Annotated in this window: 10 protein-coding genes; 6 read left to right on the forward strand and 4 right to left on the reverse strand. The window is 65.7% G+C overall.

What is annotated here, in order from left to right; translation table 11 throughout:
• Positions 1-106: 106 nt before the first annotated feature.
• Positions 107-1,384 carry a phage tail sheath subtilisin-like domain-containing protein gene (locus HZY97_RS14675; RefSeq protein ID WP_180145200.1) on the reverse strand — a complete coding sequence of 426 codons (1,278 nt, stop codon included), beginning with the start codon at positions 1,382-1,384 and terminating at the stop codon, positions 107-109.
• 297 nt (positions 1,385-1,681) lie between these two features.
• Between HZY97_RS14675 and rpoB the strand changes: the two genes are divergently transcribed.
• The 6 genes from rpoB (at position 1,682) to HZY97_RS14705 (ending at position 14,462) form a co-directional block, all read left to right on the forward strand.
• Complete coding sequence (gene rpoB, locus HZY97_RS14680; protein ID WP_180145203.1) at positions 1,682-5,839, forward strand: DNA-directed RNA polymerase subunit beta; 4,158 nt, start codon at positions 1,682-1,684, stop codon at positions 5,837-5,839.
• A gap of 78 nt (positions 5,840-5,917) precedes the next feature.
• Positions 5,918-10,210, forward strand: coding sequence for a DNA-directed RNA polymerase subunit beta' (gene rpoC, locus HZY97_RS14685; protein ID WP_180145206.1), 4,293 nt, complete (start codon positions 5,918-5,920; stop codon positions 10,208-10,210).
• A 184-nt stretch (positions 10,211-10,394) separates the two neighbouring features.
• Positions 10,395-10,814 carry a hypothetical protein gene (locus HZY97_RS14690; RefSeq protein ID WP_180145209.1) on the forward strand — a complete coding sequence of 140 codons (420 nt, stop codon included), beginning with the start codon at positions 10,395-10,397 and terminating at the stop codon, positions 10,812-10,814.
• A gap of 105 nt (positions 10,815-10,919) precedes the next feature.
• Positions 10,920-11,342 (forward strand): YciI family protein, encoded by a 423-nt coding sequence (locus HZY97_RS14695; protein WP_180145212.1) that lies wholly within the window; start codon positions 10,920-10,922, stop codon positions 11,340-11,342.
• Positions 11,343-11,402: 60 nt separating this feature from the next.
• Positions 11,403-12,665 carry an RNA polymerase sigma factor gene (locus tag HZY97_RS14700; RefSeq protein WP_180145215.1) on the forward strand — a complete coding sequence of 421 codons (1,263 nt, stop codon included), beginning with the start codon at positions 11,403-11,405 and terminating at the stop codon, positions 12,663-12,665.
• Positions 12,666-12,779: 114 nt separating this feature from the next.
• Positions 12,780-14,462, forward strand: a complete 1,683-nt coding sequence (locus HZY97_RS14705) for a hypothetical protein (RefSeq protein WP_180145218.1) — start codon at positions 12,780-12,782, stop codon at positions 14,460-14,462.
• 6 nt (positions 14,463-14,468) lie between these two features.
• Here the strand turns inward: HZY97_RS14705 and HZY97_RS14710 are convergent, their stop codons facing one another.
• The 3 genes from HZY97_RS14710 to HZY97_RS14720 form a co-directional block, all read right to left on the reverse strand.
• Complete coding sequence (locus tag HZY97_RS14710; protein ID WP_180145222.1) at positions 14,469-14,732, reverse strand: hypothetical protein; 264 nt, start codon at positions 14,730-14,732, stop codon at positions 14,469-14,471.
• Between the two features lie 46 nt (positions 14,733-14,778).
• Positions 14,779-15,705, reverse strand: coding sequence for a sulfotransferase domain-containing protein (locus HZY97_RS14715; RefSeq protein ID WP_218943082.1), 927 nt, complete (start codon positions 15,703-15,705; stop codon positions 14,779-14,781).
• Positions 15,706-15,923: 218 nt separating this feature from the next.
• A complete protein-coding gene (locus HZY97_RS14720) occupies positions 15,924-17,096 on the reverse strand; it encodes a carbohydrate porin (RefSeq protein WP_257215088.1) in 1,173 nt (390 codons plus the stop codon).
• Positions 17,097-17,112: the final 16 nt, after the last annotated feature.

The following is a 17,112-nucleotide window of genomic DNA, read 5'->3' on the forward strand; positions in this document are numbered from 1 at the left end:
ATGTCGCAGGTTCAATGAATGGAACCCGGGATTCGTCGCGGAGGAGGCTCGAAACTGCGGTGAACGGTTGGACGGAAACGACGAGTTAACGTTGTTAATTCGGCGTTCAGGCGATGAGCGGTGCTTCCTGGCTGCTCGGCTGCATCATTGTTTGCTCGATTATTAGGATCATGAACTCGGCCGGCCGCACCAGCGCCATCCTGATCTGGACGCGCAACAGGCCGTTGATCACATCCTGGGAGGTCATCGTGCTGCCCATCCCGCATGATACGGAAAAGGCATCGCCCGGCACCGCTCCCTGCAACCCGCCCTGGCGCCACAGGCCGGTCAGGAAATCCTCGACCATCGCCTTCGCCCAGCCCCAGGTGGCGGGCGCGTTGGGCTCGAAGACGACCGCCTGCAACCCCGCCTTCACTGACTGCTCCACATAGGTGACCGTGCGACGGACGGGGACGTAGCGAAAGTCCTCGCTGTTGCCGTCGAGCGTGCGGGCACCCCAGACCAGCAGGCCGCGGCCGACAAAGGCGCGGATGATATCGACCGCTACGCCGTCCGCCGGCACGTTGAACACGCCCTGCTCATCATCGTGCATCAGATAGGCCAGGTCGGCCACGCCCGTGACGGCGATATTGGCAGGCGCCTGCCACACGCCCTGCGTGGCATCGCTCCGCGCCCATATCCCCGCGATCGCGCCGCTGGGCGGGGTGAGGAATTCGCCGGGCGGCGTATTCGCATCGAGCAGCTTGAGTGCCGGTGCATAGGCCGCGCCATAGCTGGCGAACTGCGCTAACGGCATGACGGCGGCGACGAGATCGGCCCTGCCCTTCTGGAGCCCCGCAAAGTCCGTCGCGGTTGTGCAGCCCGGTAGATCGAGGATCGCAACCCGGTCCTGCAGCGTGCCCGCCTGTTGCAGCAACGCCTGGATGACGCGCGCATATTCGGGTGATGCGAGCAGGCACGCCTCGGGCATCACCAGCATCGTGACCCCGGACGTCTCCCCGGCCATCGCCAGCGCGGCGATCAGCGGACCGGCATCGGGCGTGGCAAGCTGCCAGTCGGTGGCGGGCTGGGCGGGCGCATCGGGCGCCTGCCCCTCCCAGTAGCTTCCGGCGGAGAAGACCAGGCACGCCCCGCCGCCATTGGCATAGAAGAGCCCGATCTGGACGGCGAGGTTGAAGGCCGAACCCTCGGGTGCCGCGCCCCCGAATTGTGCCGCATATTCCGCGGGCGAGGCGATCGGCACGGGCTGGCGATAGGCACCCTCCGCCGCAAACTCGGTGTAGCCGATGAATGCAGGCAGCGCCGTGGGCACGCCGGCGATGCCGGGTACGCGCGCGGGGATCTCCTCGACATAGACACCCGGCGTCTTGTAGCTATTGGGCATCGCTTCCCTCGCGCTGTTTCGCCCGCAGGCTAGCGCGGCGGCGGCCGCGCACCAATGCAAGCTTGCACCGGTTTGACAGAATCCAACACGCTACCTATATCCCGCCCTCCACCACGGCTCCGGGAAATGATGCGTCGTCGCGCAGCGCATCGATCGAATTGGAGTTGCGGTCTCATAAGACGCTAGGAGCTGCAGGAACCCGAATAGGGATTCTCGCGGCTTTTTCCGCGTCTTACGCACGTCCCGGCCCCGGATCAGGGGCACCGAAATCACGGCTGACGAGGCAAAAAACAAACCATGGCAACCAAAGCGATCGAAGGCGGCACGTTCAAGCGCCGCATCCGCAAGGTGTTCGGCGACATCCACGAAGTGGTGCAGATGCCGAACCTGATCGAGGTTCAGCGCGAATCCTACGAACAGTTCCTGCGGAGCGATCCCTCGATCGGCTATATCTCGGGCCTCGAGAAGACCCTGCGCTCGGTCTTCCCGATCCGCGATTTCGCCGGCACCGCCGAACTCGACTTCGTGAACTACGAGCTCGAGAATCCGAAGTTCGACGTGGAAGAGTGCCGGCAGCGCGGCATCACCTATGCGGCCCCGATGCGCGTTACGCTGCGCCTCATCGTGTTCGAGGTGGATCCCGATACCGAAGCCCGTTCGGTCCTCGATATCAAGGAGCAGGACGTCTACATGGGCGACATGCCCCTGATGACGGGCAACGGCACCTTCTTCATCAACGGCACCGAGCGCGTGATCGTGTCGCAGATGCACCGTTCGCCGGGCGTGCTGTTCGACCATGACCGCGGCAAGACGCATGCTTCGGGCAAGTATCTCTTCGCCGCGCGCGTGATCCCGTATCGCGGCTCGTGGCTGGACTTCGAGTTCGACGCCAAGGACATCGTCAACGTTCGTATCGACCGCAAGCGCAAGCTCCCGGTGACGACGCTGCTTTATGCCCTCGGCCTGAACAGCGAGGACATCCTCAACTATTTCTACAACCGCGTGACCTTCGTCCGCGGCCCGAACGGCTGGCAGATTCCGTTCGACCCGACCAACTGGCGCGGCGCCAAGCCGGCGTTCGACATCGTCGATTCCAAGTCGGGTGAAGTGATCTTCCCGGCGGGCCAGAAGATCAGCCCGCGCGCCGCCAACAAGGCGCAGAAGGACGGTCTCGAAACCCTGCTGATCCCGACCGAGGAAGTCTTCGGCCGCTACAGCGCGTTCGACCTGATCAACGAAGCCACCGGCCAGATCTATATCGAAGCCGGCGACGAAGTTTCGGCCGAGAATCTCGAACTGCTCGACAAGGCGGGCATCGACCGCCTCGAGCTGCTCGACATCGACCACATCTCGACGGGCCCGTGGATCCGCAACACCCTCGCCGCCGACAAGGCCGAGGAGCGTCAGCAGGCGCTGGCCGACATCTACCGCGTCATGCGCCCCGGCGAACCGCCGACGCTCGAGACGGCAGAGTCGCTGTTCGCCGGCCTGTTCTTCGATCCGGAGCGCTATGACCTCTCGGCCGTCGGCCGCGTGAAGCTCAACATGCGCCTCGACCTCGACGCCGAGGACACCGTCACGACGCTGCGCACCGAGGACATCCTCGCCGTGGTCAAGACCCTGGTCGACCTGAAGGACGGCAAGGGCGAAGTCGACGACATCGACAATCTCGGTAACCGCCGCGTCCGTTCGGTGGGCGAGCTGCTCGAGAACCAGTACCGCGTCGGCCTGCTCCGCATGGAGCGCGCCGTGAAGGAGCGCATGAGCTCGGTCGACGTGTCGACCGTCATGCCGAACGACCTGATCAACGCGAAGCCGGCGGTTGCCGCGGTTCGCGAGTTCTTCGGCTCGTCGCAGCTCTCGCAGTTCATGGATCAGACCAATCCGCTCTCCGAAGTGACGCACAAGCGTCGCGTCTCGGCGCTCGGACCGGGCGGCCTCACGCGTGAGCGTGCAGGCTTCGAAGTCCGCGACGTTCACCCGACCCACTATGGCCGTATCTGCCCGATCGAGACGCCGGAAGGCCCGAACATCGGTCTGATCAACTCGCTGGCGAGCTTCTCGCGCGTCAACAAGTACGGCTTCATCGAGACGCCGTACCGCAAGGTGAACAACGGCCAGGTGACCAACGAGGTCGTCTATCTGTCGGCAATGGAAGAAGCGAAGCACACGATCGCCCAGGCTTCGGCCGAAGTCGATGGCGAGCATCGCTTCACCGAGGAGCTCGTCTCGGCCCGCCAGGCCGGCGAATTCCTGATGGCGCTCCCCGAGACCATCACGCTGATGGACGTCTCGCCGAAGCAGCTCGTGTCGGTCGCAGCATCGCTCATTCCGTTCCTGGAAAACGATGACGCGAACCGCGCACTGATGGGCTCGAACATGCAGCGCCAGGCCGTGCCGCTGGTGAAGGCGGAAGCGCCCTTCGTCGGCACCGGCATGGAAGAGACCGTCGCCCGCGATTCGGGTGCGGCGATCGGCGCCAAGCGCGCCGGCATCGTCGACCAGGTCGATGCCACCCGCATCGTCATCCGCGCGACCGGTGAGGTCTCGGCGGAAGAGAGCGGCGTGGACATCTACACGCTGATGAAGTTCGAGCGCTCGAACCAGTCGACCTGCATCAACCAGCGTCCGCTGGTGAAGGTGGGCGAGATCGTGAACGCCGGCGACATCATCGCCGACGGTCCTTCGACCGACTTCGGTGAGCTCGCCCTCGGCCGTAACGCGCTCGTCGCGTTCATGCCCTGGAACGGCTACAACTACGAGGACTCGATCCTGATCTCCGAGCGCATCGTGAAGGACGACGTGTTCACGTCGATCCACATCGACGAGTTCGAAGTGATGGCCCGCGACACCAAGCTCGGGCCGGAGGACATCACCCGCGACATCCCGAACGTCGGTGAAGAAGCGCTGCGCAACCTCGACGAGGCCGGCATCGTGTACATCGGCGCCGAGGTCGAGCCGGGCGACATCCTGGTCGGCAAGATCACCCCGAAGGGCGAAAGCCCGATGACGCCGGAAGAGAAGCTCCTCCGCGCCATCTTCGGCGAGAAGGCTTCGGACGTCCGCGACACCTCGCTCCGTCTGCCCCCGGGCGTGTCGGGCACGATCGTCGACGTGCGCGTCTTCAATCGTCACGGCATCGACAAGGACGAGCGCGCGCTGGCCATCGAGCGCGAGGAAATCGAGCGCCTGAAGAAGGACAGCGACGACGAGCGCAACATCCTGAACCGCGCGACCTGGTCGCGCCTGAAGGAAATGCTGCTCGGCCAGGTCGCGACCGCGACGCCGAAGGGCCTGAAGAAGGGCGCTGCGATCGACGCGGACACGCTGGACAGCGTGGATCGTCACGAATGGTGGAAGTTCGCCGTTCAGGACGACAAGGTCCAGGGCGACCTCGAAGCGGTGAAGGGCCAGTATGACGAGGCCGTGAAGCGCATCAAGGAGAAGTTCGAGGACCGCCGCGAGAAGCTCGAGCGTGGCGACGAGCTGCCGCCGGGCGTGCTCAAGATGGTCAAGGTCTTCGTCGCGGTGAAGCGCAAGCTGCAGCCGGGCGACAAGATGGCCGGCCGTCACGGCAACAAGGGCGTCATCTCGCGGATCCTGCCGCAGGAAGACATGCCGTTCCTCGAGGACGGTACGCCTGTCGACCTGGTGCTGAACCCGCTCGGCGTGCCTTCGCGCATGAACGTCGGTCAGATCTTCGAGACGCATCTTGGCTGGGCTGCCCGTAACCTGGGCATGCAGGTCGCGACGGCGTTGCAGGACTGGCGCGAGGCCAATCCGGACGCGGTTGCCGGCGACATGCCGAGCGCCGTCAAGGACCGGCTCAAGGAAGTCTATGGCGATCACTATGCCGCCGAGATCGAGGCACGCAGCCCCGAGCAGGTGCAGGAGCTGATCCACAACGTCCGCACGGGCATTCCGATGGGCACTCCGGTGTTCGACGGTGCGCGCGAGGCCGATGTTTCGGACATGCTCTCGCTGGCAGGCCTCGACACGTCGGGCCAGTCGACCCTGTTCGACGGCCGCACGGGCGACACGTTCGACCGCAAGGTCACCGTGGGCATCATCTACATGCTGAAGCTCCACCACCTTGTGGACGACAAGATCCACGCGCGTTCGATCGGACCGTACAGCCTCGTCACCCAGCAGCCGCTGGGCGGTAAGGCGCAGTTCGGCGGCCAGCGCTTCGGCGAAATGGAGGTCTGGGCACTGCAGGCGTACGGCGCTGCCTACACGCTGCAGGAGATGCTGACGGTGAAGTCGGACGACGTGGTCGGCCGCACCAAGGTCTACGAAGCGATCGTCAAGGGCGACGACACCTTCGAGGCCGGCATCCCCGAGAGCTTCAACGTGCTCGTCAAGGAAATGCGCTCGCTGGGCCTCAACGTCGAACTCAAGTCCATCGATGAAGTGGACGAGGACGGCAACAAGCTGGCCGAGGCGGCGGAATAACGGGATCGGGCGCTGTCTCCGGGCAGCGTCCTCCCCTCCCCGCCCAGAAGATTTGACCCTCCTGAGGGACGAAAGAATATGAACGAACTTACCAACTTCGCGAACCCGCTCGCCAAGCCGGAAACCTTCGACCAGATCCAGATCGGGATCGCGTCGCCGGACCGTATCCGCAGCTGGTCCTTCGGCGAGATCAAGAAGCCCGAGACGATCAACTACCGCACGTTCAAGCCTGAGCGTGACGGCCTGTTCTGCGCGCGCATCTTCGGTCCGATCAAGGATTACGAGTGCCTGTGCGGCAAGTACAAGCGCATGAAGTACAAGGGCATCGTCTGCGAGAAGTGCGGCGTCGAGGTTACCGTCTCGAAGGTCCGCCGCGAGCGCATGGGCCATATCGAGCTGGCCGCCCCGGTCGCGCACATCTGGTTCCTGAAGAGCCTGCCGTCGCGCATCGGCCTGCTGCTCGACATGCAGCTCAAGCAGCTCGAGCGCGTGCTGTACTTCGAGTCCTACATCGTCACCGAGCCGGGCCTCACCCCGCTCGAGAAGTTCCAGCTCCTCACCGAGGACGAACTGCTCGACGCGCAGGATGAATATGGAGAGGACGCGTTCTCGGCCGGCATCGGCGCCGAAGCGGTCAAGATCATGCTCATGGATCTCGACCTGGAAGGCGAGCGGAAGGAACTGCTGGAAGAACTGGCAGTCACCAAGTCCGAGCTGAAGCCCAAGAAGATCATCAAGCGCCTGAAGGTCGTCGAGAGCTTCATCGATTCGGGCAACCGCCCCGAGTGGATGATCCTCGACGTCGTTCCGGTCATCCCGCCCGAGCTGCGCCCGCTGGTGCCGCTGGACGGCGGCCGCTTCGCGACCTCGGATCTCAACGATCTGTATCGCCGCGTGATCAACCGTAACAACCGCCTCAAGCGCCTGATGGAGCTGCGTGCGCCGGACATCATCGTCCGCAACGAAAAGCGCATGCTGCAGGAAGCCGTTGACGCGCTGTTCGACAACGGCCGCCGCGGCCGCACGATCACGGGCGCCAACAAGCGTCCGCTGAAGTCGCTGTCCGACATGCTCAAGGGCAAGCAGGGCCGCTTCCGTCAGAACCTGCTCGGCAAGCGCGTCGACTATTCGGGCCGCTCGGTCATCGTGACCGGTCCGGAGCTCAAGCTGCACCAGTGCGGCCTGCCGAAGAAGATGGCGCTCGAGCTGTTCAAGCCGTTCATCTACGCCCGTCTCGATGCCAAGGGTCTCTCGATGACCCTCAAGCAGGCAAAGAAGTGGGTCGAGAAGGAGCGCAAGGAAGTCTGGGACATCCTGGACGAAGTGATCCGCGAGCACCCGGTTCTGCTGAACCGCGCGCCGACGCTTCACCGTCTCGGCATCCAGGCGTTCGAGCCCGTGCTGATCGAGGGCAAGGCTATCCAGCTGCACCCGCTGGTCTGCTCGGCCTTCAACGCCGACTTCGACGGTGACCAGATGGCCGTCCACGTTCCGCTGAGCCTCGAGGCCCAGCTGGAAGCGCGCGTCCTGATGATGTCGACCAACAACATCCTGAGCCCCGCGAACGGCAAGCCGATCATCGTTCCGTCGCAGGACATGGTGCTGGGTCTCTACTATCTGTCGATGCTCAAGGAAGGCGAGCCCGGCGAGGGCATGCTGCTCGGCGACATGGCCGAAGTGCACCAGGCTCTCGAGGCCGGCGCCGTCACCCTGCACACCAAGGTGATCAGCCGCGTCCCGCAGACCGATGAGGAGGGCAATCCTTACCTCAAGCGCTACGAGACGACCCCGGGCCGCATGCTGCTGGGCGAAACGCTGCCCAAGTCGCACCGCGTGCCGTTCGAGACCGTCAACCGCCTCCTCACCAAGAAGGACGTGGGCGACGTGATCGACGAGGTCTATCGTCACACCGGCCAGAAGGAGACCGTGCTGTTCGCCGACGCGATCATGGCGCTCGGCTTCCGGCACGCGTTCAAGGCGGGCATCTCGTTCGGCAAGGACGACATGATCATCCCGGACGCCAAGGTTGGCCTGGTCGACGAGACCCGTGCGCTCGTGAAGGACTACGAGCAGCAGTATCAGGACGGTCTGATCACGCAGCAGGAGAAGTACAACAAGGTGATCGACGCCTGGAGCCGTTGCGGCGACCAGGTGGCGGGCGCCATGATGGACGAGATCAAGGCTGTGAAGCGCTACGAGGACGGCCCGAACAAGGGTCGCGAGAAGCCGATCAACTCGATCTACATGATGGCCCACTCGGGTGCGCGTGGTTCGCAGGCGCAGATCAAGCAGCTTGCCGGCATGCGCGGCCTGATGGCCAAGCCGTCGGGCGAGATCATCGAGACGCCGATCATCTCGAACTTCAAGGAAGGCCTGACCGTCCTTGAATACTTCAACTCCACCCACGGCGCCCGTAAGGGCCTCGCGGATACGGCGCTCAAGACGGCGAACTCGGGTTACCTGACCCGCCGTCTGGTCGACGTGTCGCAGGATTGCGTGATCATGGAGCTGGACTGCGGCACCGAGCGGGCGCTGGAAATGCGCGCGATCGTGCAGGGCGGCTCGACCATCGCGTCGCTCGGCGAGCGTATTCTCGGTCGTACGACCGCGGAAGACGTGGTCGACGTCAAGACCGGCGAGGTCGTCATCCCGACGGGCACGCTGCTCGACGAGGCGGCGGTTGCGAAGATCGAAGCGCTCAACATCCCGGGCATGAAGATCCGTTCGCCGCTGGTCTGCGAAGCCAAGATCGGTGTCTGCGGCAAGTGTTACGGGCGTGACCTCGCCCGCGGTACCCCGGTGAACATCGGCGAAGCCGTCGGCGTCATCGCGGCGCAGTCGATCGGTGAGCCGGGCACGCAGCTGACGATGCGTACCTTCCACATCGGCGGCGCGGCGCAGCTCAACGAGCAGTCGAACCTCGAAGCGCCGGTCGACGGCACGATCGAGTTCCGCGATCTGCGCATCATCGAGGACCAGCGCGGTCGTCGCGTGGTGCTCAGCCGTTCGAGCGAAATCGCGATCGTGGACATGGATGGGCGCGAGCTCGCCGTGCACAAGATCCCGTACGGCGCGTACGTGCTGTTCGACGATGGCCATATCGTCACCAAGGGTGACCGCATGGCCGAGTGGGATCCGTTCACCATGCCGGTGATCACGGAAACCGGCGGTGTCGTGAAGTACCAGGACCTGATCGAGGGCAAGACGCTCACCGAGCAGACCGACGAAGCGACGGGCATCGCCCAGCGCGTCGTCACCGAGTACCGCGTCGCCAGCAAGTCGAAGGAGGATCTGCGTCCCCGCCTGACCCTGACCGGCGATGCCGCTGGCGAGGCTGCCCGCTACATGCTGGCCGCCGGCGCAGTGCTCTCGGTCGAGGACGGTGCAACGGTGCAGGCCGGTGACGTGCTTGCCCGTGTTGCCCGCGAGTCTGCCAAGACCCGCGACATCACCGGCGGTCTGCCGCGCGTCGCCGAGCTGTTCGAAGCGCGCAAGCCCAAGGAAAACGCGATCATCGCGAAGGTCTCGGGCCGCGTCGTGTTCGGCAAGGACTACAAGGCCAAGCGCAAGATCGGGATCATGCCCGAGGACGGCGGCGAGGTCGTGGAGTATCTGGTGCCGAAGTCGAAGGTGATCGACGTTCAGGAAGGCGACTACGTCAAGCGTGGCGACAACCTGATCGGCGGCAGCCCCGATCCGCACGACATCCTCGAAGTGCTCGGCATCGAGCCGCTCGCGGAATATCTCGTTTCGGAAATCCAGGAAGTCTATCGACTTCAGGGCGTGAAGATCAACGACAAGCACATCGAGGTGATCGTTCGCCAGATGCTGCAGAAGGTCGAGATCATCGAGAGCGGCGACACTACCCTGCTGGTGGGCGAGCAGCTCGATCGCTCGGAGATGGACGAAGTCAACGAGAAGCTCGAAAAGGGCCAGCTGCCCGCAGCCGGCAAGCCGATCCTGCTCGGCATCACCAAGGCGTCGCTGCAGACCCGCAGCTTCATCTCGGCGGCGTCGTTCCAGGAGACCACCCGCGTCCTCACCGAGGCGGCTGTCCAGGGCAAGCAGGACACGCTGATCGGCCTCAAGGAGAACGTGATCGTCGGCCGTCTCATCCCCGCCGGTACCGGCGCGGGCATGAACCGCCTGCGTGTCGCCGCGACGAGCCGCGACGCCGCCCTGCGCGTTCAGCAGCGTGCGCTGCAGAACGCACTGGTGGCGCCGAACTCGGCCGCCGAAGAGCGTGAGGCCGAGCATGCCCGCTCGACCCGCGACGCCGAAGGCACCGGCAGCGACCCGCTCGCTTCGGTCGTCCCGAGCGGCCACGGCACCGATGCGGACGCCGGCGAGTATCTGAACGAAGCGGAGTGATCCGCGTCGTCAGACGCTTCCAGCGCTGACCAGAAACACCGCCGTCCGGGCAACCGGGCGGCGGTTTTCTTTTGGGCGAGGTGAGCCGGGCGGTTTGCGCGGCCATCCGGGGCCACGGCGATTGCCTCTGTCACATCGCTCTGGCGAGAATGCGCGCGGGGCGGCGGCATTGCTGGAGAGAAATGTGCTGCGACACCTGCCGACTGCCCTGCTTATCCTCGGGCCCGTTCCGCCCGTCGAGGCCACGCCCGCGCAGCCTGTGCAAAAGACCGGGCAATGCTCGATCGACTCCTTGCCCGAGCCACAGAAGCGCCGGCTGATCGATGGCTATGTCTCGCGCCACAAGACCCAGGGCAAGGCGAGTGCAGACGCCTGGGCCAAAGCGCAGGAGGGCGCAGTCTACAAGCAGCTCGTCGCCCAGGGCGCCTGCCCCGCGACCCGCGGCGCGGCACAGACGGCCAAGGCCCCGCCGCGCACCGGCAAGAAGGCAATCCTCAACCGGCGGGGCCAGCCCTGCCGCAATATCGTGGTCGAGAACCAGGTCTTTCCCGGCTTCGGCGGCGAACCGATGCGGATGGCATTGGTGCAGGTGTGCAAGGATTGAGGCGCCCGCCGCAAAATAATTTTCGTGCCCTGTCGATTCCCCTGATCCCCGTTCGTCGTCAGGATGCGAGGCAAGAAGGCTTCGAGTGACTCGAGGAGAAGAACGATGCGCGTGATGGTATTCGTGAAGGCGACCGAGGACAGCGAGAAGGGCGTGATGCCCACCACCGAGCTGCTCGGCGCGATGATGAAGTTCAACGAGGAGCTGGTGAAGGCCGGCATCATGGAAGCCGGTGACGGGCTCAAGCCCAGCTCCGCCGGCAAGCGCGTCGCGTTCGACGGCCCCAGCCGCACCGTGATCGACGGCCCGTTCGCCGAGACCCGCGAGCTCGTCGCCGGCTATTGGATCTGGAACGTCAAGGACATGGACGAGGCGGTCGAGTGGGTGAAGCGCTGCCCCAACCCGATGTTCGGGCCCAGCGAGATCGAGATCCGCCCGCATTTCGAGATGGCCGATTTCGCCGAGATCCTCACCCCGGAGATCGCCGAGCGCGAGGCCCGGCTGCGCGCCGAGACCGAAGGCCGCTGAGCCCGCATCGGTCGCCGCCCGCCGCTTGTCGAACCGCGCATAGCGGGTAACACAGGCGGCGTGGCGGCGAGCGAAACCCAGCGCACGATCGAGACGGTGTTCCGGATCGAGCAGCCCCGGCTGATCGCCGGGCTCTCCCGAATGCTGCGCGATGTCGGGCGCGCCGAGGAGCTGGCGCAGGACGCGCTGGTGATCGCGCTCGCGCAGTGGCCGGGCAGCGGCGTGCCCGACAATCCCGGCGCCTGGCTGATGGCCGCCGCCAAGCGCCGCGCAATCGATGGTCTGCGCCGCGACAAGATGGCCGCACGCAAGCATCAGGAGATCGGCCGCGACCTCGAAAGCGTGCGCGATACCAGCGTCGAAGAGCTGGAGGCCGCAATGGACGACGATGTCGGCGACGAGCTGCTCGCCCTGATCTTCACTGCCTGCCACCCCATCCTCTCGCCCGATGCGCGCGCGGCGCTGACACTGCGGCTGATCGGCGGGCTGACCACCGACGAGATCGCCCGCGCCTTCCTGACCAGCGAGCCGACGATCGCCCAGCGCATCGTCCGCGGCAAAAAGGCGATCGGCGCTGCCGGCCTCGCCTTTGAAGTCCCCCGCGGCCCCGAGCGCGCGGCACGCCTCGCCTCGGTGCTCGAGGTGGTCTATCTGATCTTCAACGAAGGCTATGCCGCCACGGCGGGCGAGGACCTGGTCCGCCCGGCGCTGTGCGACGAGGCGCGGCGGCTCGGACGCATCCTCGCCGGGCTCGCGCCGCAGGAAAGCGAAGTCCACGGCCTGCTCGCGCTGATGGAGATCCAGTCCTCGCGCCTCGCCGCCCGCACCGCGCCCGATGGTTCGTTCGTGCCGCTGACCGAGCAGAACCGCGCGCGCTGGGACCGGGGCATGATCACCCGCGGCCTCGCGGCGCTGCACCGCGCCGAGGCGCTCGGCGGCGCCGACGGCCCCTATGCGCTCCAGGCCGCACTCGCCGCCTGCCATGCCCGCGCATTGACCGCCGAGGATACCGACTGGCCCCGCATCGCCGGCCTTTATGACCGGCTGCGCGAGATCCTCCCCTCCCCCGTCATCGATCTCAACCGCGCAGTCGCCTATTGCATGGCGTTCGGGCCCGAAGCCGGCCTCGCCATCGCCGACGCACTCGGCGAAGCCGTAATGCTGCGCAACTATGCGCCGCTCCCCGCCGCCCGCGGCGATTTCCTCTACCGCGCCGGCCGGCTGCCAGAGGCGAAGGCCGAGTTCGAGCGCGCCGCCTCGCTCACCCGCAACGAAGCCGAGCGGCGCTTCCTGCTCGGCCGGGCGGAAGGCTGCGGCGCCTAGATTTCACGCGATCGTCATCTGCCCGTGCGAACGCAGATACTGTTGATCCGTCGCGATTTTCGACCGAAAGTGCGACAAGCCTAAGTTCCGCGCTCGAACTCCAGGAACAGTGTCATGCCGATCGGCCGCTACTGTGCTGTGTTGCTCTGCCTGCTCGCCCCCGCATTCGCCCGGGCGCAGGTCCAGCCCCCGTCCGACAATATCGTCGTGAAGGGCAAGGCCGACGAGCAGAAGAGCGATTGGAAGCGCGCCGAAACCGCGCATCTGATCGTCTATAGCGACGGCAGCGAAGCCGACCTCCGCCGGGTCACCACCAATCTCGAAAAGCTCCACAGCCTGATGTCGCGCATCTATCGCGGCAATGCGCGAAGCGACCCGACGGTGAAGCTCCAGGTGACGTTGTTCGGCGACCGCGGCTTCTCGACCCGGCTCGGCCTGCAGAATCTGCGCGGGCTCGAAGGCCCCTATACCGGCAGCTTCGCCGAGCAGCGTTATTATGATCCGCGCGAGGATGGCGATGTGATCGCGATCGCCCGCAAGTCGCAGCTTCTCGACCTGAACACCAAGCGCGCCGACGACATCGATTGCGCGGAAGCGCTGGCCGAAGGCGCGCAGCAATGCACCGATGTCTCGGTCTTCCACCAGCCGCTCGTCCGCTCGTGGGAGGCGGTAGTCTACTCGGCGTTCGCGCAGCATTTCCTGCGCACCCACACGACCGAGGTCTTCCCGCGCTGGTATGTCGACGGGGTCGGCGCGATCTTCTCGACGCTGGTGGTGCGTGACGATGGTGCGGTCGATTATGCCCGCCCTCCCTTGGGCTATCGCGAGTTCTTCCGCTCCTATCGCCCGATCGACGTGGCGGACGTGGTAACCGGCAATTATCTCGACGCCTCGAAGCCCGAGTGGAACCCCTACCAGGCCTGGCTGGTCGCCCATTATTTCCTGTTCTCGAACCTGAAGGCCGAGCGCAGCAAGCAGTTCCGCACCTATCTGATCGCGATCGGGCGCGGCACGCCGATGCCGGAGGCGGCGCAGGCCTTCGGTGACCTGCGCAAGCTCAAGTCGGACCTGACCGCCTATCGCACCAGCGCCATGTATTTCGCGCGCACCGCCAAGCCGCCGGCGCGCGAGGAAGCGCCGCTGATCTCGCGCCTGTCGGTAACCGGCGCGGCGATGATCGAGGCGCGGCTTCAGCTCGGCGCGCGTCTGGCGCCCTTCCCCGCCGACGGCGCCAGTCCCGCCGAAACCTGGCTCGACCAGCTCCGCACCAGGCTGGCGGCGCTGCCCTATGAGCCCGAGGCGATGCTGGTGCAGACCGAGGCCGAGTGCCGCGGCGGCCATTCCGATACCTGCCTGGCGCTTGCCGAACGCCTGCTCGAAAAGACGCCCGACGATGTCCGCGCGCTTACCTGGAAGGGCGTGGCGCTCACCGGCCAGGCAGTCGCCGGCCCCGCCCCCGATCGCGCCGCCACGCTCGCCGCCGCGCGCAAGGTGCTGGAGCGTGCGATCCAGCTCGATGGCGAGGCACCACAGCCGCTGATCGCCTATTTCCAGAGCTTCACCCGCGCCGGCGAACGCGTGCCCGACAGCGCCATGCGCGGGCTGGCGCTCGCGATCCGCGCGGTGCCTGCGGCCCCGGCGCCGCGGCTGTACATGGCGCAGGAGCTCGTCCGGCAGAACCATGCCGATCTCGCGCGCCAGGTCGTCTATCCGTTGCTCTATGGTGCCGACGAAACGCCCGAGAAGCGCGCCGCGCAGGCGCTGTTCGCGCAGCCCGGCGCGCCGAGCGCGCGGTAAGGCGGGCTAGTCCCGCTCGAGCTTCCAGGCCGCGTCGAGATAATGCTCGGCGGCTGCCTTGAGCGCCGGCTCCTTCTCGAAGGCCTCGGCGGGCAAGGGCGCGATGCCGAGCCCTTCCATCACCACCCAGAGCGCGAATTTGCGCGAGGGCTCCTGCTCCACGCCGAAATCGATGCGCAGCCGCTCCTCACCGCGCTCACGCGTGGCGGCATCGAGCGCTTCCGGCTCGTCGGTGTCGAAATAATGGGCGAGCAAAGCATCGAGGTCCATGCGCCCTACTTCGGCGCATGGACCTCGATCTGCAAGCGGGTGGCCGTTACGCCGCCACGCCGCTTGCAAGCCATGCGGCGCATTCGGGGCCGAGTTCGGCCTCGGCCATCGCCTCATAGACCACCACGTCGGCGCGGCTGAGCACATCGCGCCAGCGGCCATTGGTGCCCTTGTTGATGAAGGTCTCGGCGCCGCCATCCCAGAACACGCCGCCCAGCGGCGCGGCCTTGGCGGCATTGGCCTTCATCCAGTCGAAGCTGCAATGCTCCAGGATCTGCGGCCAGGCTTCGGGCGCCACGTCGATGTCGAGGAAGTCGGCGATCTTGCGGATCTCGCCGGGCATGTCGCGCTTCAGCGCCTCAAAATGGACGAGGTGGACATTGGGCAGGTCGCGGATCGCCCACCAGGTGCGGACATTCTCCCAGAACGGCCAGAACGGCGCGCCATCGGCCTCGAGCCATTCGCGGAAATATTCGGCAATGTCGGGGTTGGCGGGCCCGATCGGCGGGCCAACGCGGCCCGGCGTATCGTTGAGCGCCGCGAACCAGGCATCGGTCGCGTTGAAATGATGGTTGTGCAGGCTCCACGCCACGTCGCGGCCGTCGCGCGCGACATAGAGATACTTGGCCTCGGGGCTGAAACGCAGCGCGTCGACCGGTAGGTGCGTCTTCATCACGCGGCGATGCGTCTGCGCCTCGAGCGCGGCGAGCTTCATCAGCGCCGGCGGCACGCGCAGATCGACCCAGGGCGAGACTTCGGCGATCGATATATCGGGATCGCCGCCGAAGATCAGCTGGCCGACAATCTGCTGCGTCCAGGTCGTGCCCGACTTGCCATAGGTAGCGACCACCACATCGTCGTCGCGGAAGACCAGGTCGTTCCACACGGTCGAATCGAAATGATGATTGTGCATCTCGCGCAGCTTGCGCGGCACCATTGCCGAAATTGCTTCCGGCGCGAACGTAACGGGCATCTTCCTATCCCTCAAAAACCGAAGGGCGGTGATCTATTGACGCAATACACCAAGGTCAATTTGCAATATGCGCCAAATGCAACGAAGATGAAGGTCAGGCATAGCCAAGTGTTATGCCACGTCAGGACAATATATATCCTGAACGGTTCAATCGAACTTTACCGTTCCGTATCAGCGGTTTGCGCTTCGATTTACAGTAATCGAAGCGCTCCCGACCGTCAGAACTCCAGCGTCGCACGCAAGGTCGCCACGGTGACGCGCTGCGCATCCGCATCGCCGCCACGGTTCCAGATCATCTGCAGATCCGGCTGCAAGGTCAGGAACTTGGTGAGCTTGTCCGAATAGGTCAGCTCGATCGCATTCTCGGTCGCGGCGGTGTGTACGCCGTCGCCGCGCAGCAGATCGCGATAGCCTTCCGAGAGATAGGCCTGGTTCACGCCGAACGAGAACTGGCTGTCGTCGCGTCCGGGGACGAGGTGCGTCAGCAACAGGCCGCCCTGCCAGCCGCCCTTGTACGGCGTGGTCTTGCCTTCGGAGATGCCGGCGCGGACGAACAGGCTGGTCGCGAAGGGACGGTCCGGGTCGCCCAGCGCCTTTTGCGCGATCACATAGGCGCCGCGCGCGTCGCGGCGGACCGGGTCGCCGGCGCCATCCACCTGCGTGAGGTCGTCCTGGCGCTGGGAATAGCCCCAGGCACCGAGCGCGAACTTGTCGCCGTCCTTCTCCACGCCCGCCTCGCCGATCAGCAATACGCCGTGATGGAAGTCGAGTGCCGATCCATGCTCATCGCCGAGCGCACCCGCGGTGGCGTTGAGCACCGCGACCCGCGCAAAGCCGACGCCGCCGAAGCGCTGGTCGAGCCGTACCGCCAGCGCGGTGGTCGGGAAGATCGAGGGGCCGTTGGGTCCGGTCGCGGCGATCTCGGAGCCCACGCCGAACGCCGGGGCGATCAGCAGGCCCGAGGCGTCGCTCGAATAGAATTCGCTGTTGAGGTCGTAGAGGCCGGCGCGCAGCGTGGTGCCCTTGCCCAGCTTCTGCTCCACCCAGATCTCGAAGAGGCGCAGCTTGGGTGCGGCGACTTCGATATTGTCGATGCCCTGCAGCGTGGCAGCCACGTCGTTGGGTCGGTCGCCCAGATTGTTGAGCACGTCGATATGGAAGCTCGCGCCCTTCCAGCCGACCAGCTGGTCGAGGTCGCCATTCGCCTCGACGTTCAGGTCGTCGAGCCCGAAGCTGCGCATCCGGCGGCCGTCCGCGGCCACGCCCGACAGGTCGACACGATAGGTCGCGGCGAGATCGAGCGCGGGCTCCTGTGCCTCCTGCGCCTGCGCCGAAGCCGCGCAAAAGAACAGTCCCAGAGCCGGCAGGCCCCCGCATAATATCGAACGCATTTCGTCAGCCCCAAAA

The organism is Sphingomonas sp. R-74633, from assembly GCF_013416555.1.
Classification (GTDB): domain Bacteria; phylum Pseudomonadota; class Alphaproteobacteria; order Sphingomonadales; family Sphingomonadaceae; genus Sphingomonas.